The organism is Rudaea sp., assembly GCF_036383415.1.
Classification (GTDB): domain Bacteria; phylum Pseudomonadota; class Gammaproteobacteria; order Xanthomonadales; family Rhodanobacteraceae; genus Rudaea.
In genome coordinates this window covers 1-3,022 of the sequence record NZ_DASVOK010000127.1, presented here as the reverse complement: position 1 = coordinate 3,022, position 3,022 = coordinate 1, and the positions used below count along the sequence as shown (strand labels likewise).

3 protein-coding genes and 1 pseudogene are annotated in these 3,022 nt (G+C 67.2%); all 4 read left to right on the top strand.

Translation table 11 applies throughout. The annotated features are described in order from the left end of the window. Nucleotides 1–296, top strand: a pseudogene (locus tag VF497_RS04880) (dTMP kinase); the annotation flags it as partial. After that, the gene (gene holB, locus VF497_RS04875; protein ID WP_330886515.1) at nt 293–1,300 is read left to right on the top strand and encodes a DNA polymerase III subunit delta'; all 1,008 of its coding nucleotides are present in this window, start codon (nt 293–295) and stop codon (nt 1,298–1,300) included. The pseudogene VF497_RS04880 and the gene holB, both read left to right, overlap by 4 nt. Beyond that, complete coding sequence (locus VF497_RS04870; protein WP_330886514.1) at nt 1,300–1,665, top strand: PilZ domain-containing protein; 366 nt, start codon at nt 1,300–1,302, stop codon at nt 1,663–1,665. Before holB ends, VF497_RS04870 begins: the two co-directional genes overlap by 1 nt. A 13-nt stretch (nt 1,666–1,678) precedes the next feature. Continuing rightward, on the top strand, nt 1,679–3,022 hold a 1,344-nt coding region (gene glmM / locus VF497_RS04865), incomplete at its 3' end, for a phosphoglucosamine mutase (protein ID WP_330886513.1).

Here is a 3,022-nt window from a genome sequence, read left to right as displayed (position 1 = left end):
GCATCGCCGAACTCGAACGCTGGGCCGCCGGCGACCTGCAACCCGATCTGACCCTGCTGCTTGATCTGCCCGTGGGCATTGGTCTCGCGCGTGCACGCGGGCGCGGGCCGGCCGATCGCATCGAACTGGAAGCACAGGATTTCTTCGAGCACGTGCGCGCCGCGTATCGAGCCCGCGCCGCCGCGCAGCCCACGCGCTTCCGCATCATCGACGCGAGCCAGCCGCTCGAGGCGGTGCTCGAGCAGGTGCGCGTAGCCGTCGGTGAGTTCCTGCGGGCGCAGGGAGCCGGATCGTGATCTTGGCGCCGTGGAACGTTGATGCGTGGAACAGCCTCGGCGAGCGCCGCCGTCGCGATGCCCTGCCGCACGCCATCCTGCTGGCCGGACCCGCGGGCCTGGGCAAGCGCGAATTCGCCGACGCGTTCGCGCACGCGCTGCTGTGCGAGTCGCCGCGCGCGAATGGCTTCGCCTGCGGCATCTGCCGCGCCTGCAAATTGGTCGTGGCCGGCACGCATCCCGATCTGGTGCGCGTGAACTTCGAGTTGCGCGACGACGGCAAGCCGCGCACCGAGCTCACGGTCGACCAGATGCGCACCCTGAGCGAACGACTGGCCTTGACCGCGCAGTTCGGCGGCGCACAGATCGCGCTGATCGATCCGGCTGATGCGATGAATCACGCGGCGAGCAACGCGCTGCTGAAGACGCTGGAGGAGCCGACACCAGGCACGATCATCGTGCTGATCGCGGACCATCCTTCGCGGCTTTCGGCGACGATCCGCAGTCGCTGCCAGCGCATCGATTTCCGCGTGCCGGAAACGAAGCTCGCCCTGCAATGGCTCACTGCGCAGGGCGTCGATGGCAGGCAGGCAACGGACGCGATGAACGCGAGCGATGGCAATCCGGGCCTCGCGCTGGCCTGGGCGCAGGGCGAATCCTTGAAGTTGCGTGGCGCGGTGGCGCAGGACCTGCGCGAACTGAATGCCGGCGTTGCCGCGGCTTTTGATGTCGCCCAGCGCTGGAGTCGCGAGGAGGCCGATCTGCGCCTGCGCTTCGCCGCTTCGCTGGTCCAGCAGCAAGGCCGTGCGCAGGCGCACGGCGGCGCGATGCTGAGCGCTGGCGGTCCGCTCGCCTTGACCCGTGCGGTCGATTTGGTGAAGCTTACCGCTTGGTTCGACCGGGCCAACCGTACCCGCGATCTTTTGCGCGGACCGGTCCGGCCGGAGTTGGCGATGCTCGAATTGCTTGCGGCTTGGGCGGTGGCGGCGGCGCCGAATCACGACGTTCAACAACGGAGTACATGATGGTTGCAGGTTCCGGCACCGGTTCACCGCTGCAAGGCATCTTGTCGCTGTCGATCAAGGACAAGCATGCGCTGTACAACGCGTACATGCCGTTCGTGCGCGGCGGCGGCATCTTCGTGCCGACGGCGAAGCGCTACGGTCTTGGCGACGACGTGTTCATTCTGCTGGCGCTGATGGCGGAGGCCGAACGCATGCCGATCGCAGGCAGGGTCGTCTGGATCACGCCGCCGGGTGCGCAGGGCAACCGCGTCGCCGGCATCGGCGTGCAGTTCAACGAGTCGCCGGAAAGCGAGTCGGCGCGCGTCAAGATCGAGGCCATGCTCGCCGAACTGCAGGGGTCGGAAAAACCGACCAACACGATGTGATTTCCGCATCGGCATGAAGAAGGAATATTTCGGTACCGACGGCATCCGCGGCCGCGTCGGCGAAGAGCCGATCACGGCGGAATTCATGCTGCGCCTGGGACAGGCGCTCGGCCATGTGCTCGGCGCCGGGCAAGCCGATTCCGGCCGCCATCCGAGCGTGGTGATCGGCAAGGATACGCGCGTCTCCGGTTACATGTTCGAATCCGCGCTCGAAGCCGGCCTCGTCTCTGCGGGCGCGAACGTCAAGCTGCTCGGACCGATGCCGACGCCGGCCGTAGCGTGGCTCGTGCGCGAGCTCGGCGCCGACGCCGGTCTGGTCATCAGCGCCTCGCACAATCCGTACTACGACAACGGCATCAAGTTCTTCAACGCGGCCGGCGAGAAATTGTCGGACGAAGTCGAATTCGCGATCGAGGCGGCGCTGCGCCTGCCGCTGCGCACCGCATCGTCGGAAAAGCTCGGCAAGGCCGTGCGCGTCGACGATGCTCCGGCGCGCTACCTCGACTACTGCGCCGGCAGCGTGCCGGGCCTTTCCCTGCGCGGCAAACGCATCGTGCTCGATTGCGCGCATGGCGCGACCTATCACGTCGCGCCGCGCCTGTTCGCCGATCTCGGTGCCGACGTGTCGACGATCGGCGTGCAACCGGACGGTTTCAACATCAACGCCAGCTGCGGTGCGACCGATCTGGAGGCGCTCAGGCGCGTGGTGCTGGAAAATGGCGCCGATCTCGGCATCGCTTTCGACGGCGATGGCGATCGCGTGCAGATGATCGACGTCAAAGGCGGGGTGGTCGACGGCGACGACATTGTCTATCTGTTGGCGAAGGACTTGCTCGCGTCGCGACAACTGCGCGGACCGGTTGTCGGCACGCTGATGACCAACTACGGCGTCGAGCTTGCACTGCAGAAACTCGGTGCGGAATTCGCGCGCGCCAACGTCGGCGACCGCTACGTGCTGCAGATGCTGCGCGAGCGCGGCGGCGTGCTCGGCGGCGAAGCCTCCGGCCATGTCCTGCATCTGGACCGCAGCGGCACGGGCGACGGCATTCTCAACGCACTGTTCGTGCTCGATGCTTTGCAACGCATGGGCATGGCGCTCACCGATGTCCGCGCCGAACTGCCGCGCTTCCCGCAGGTCATGCTCAACGTGCGTGCCGCGGGAGGCGCTGCGCTCGTCGCTCATGCCGAGGTGCAACGGGCCCTCGGCGAGGTGGAAGCGACCTTGCATGGACGCGGCCGCGTCGTGTTGCGTCCTTCCGGTACCGAGCCGCTCGTGCGCGTGACCGTGGAAGGCGAGGACGGCGACGAGGTGCGGCGATTGGCGGAAGCGCTTGCCGAAGCCGTAAAATCGGCAGGT

Bases quoted from the DNA above. Each gene is read 5' to 3' on its own strand.
- VF497_RS04870 (WP_330886514.1), top strand. From the start codon at position 1,300: ATGGTTGCAGGTTCCGGCACCGGTTCACCGCTGCAAGGCATCTTGTCG.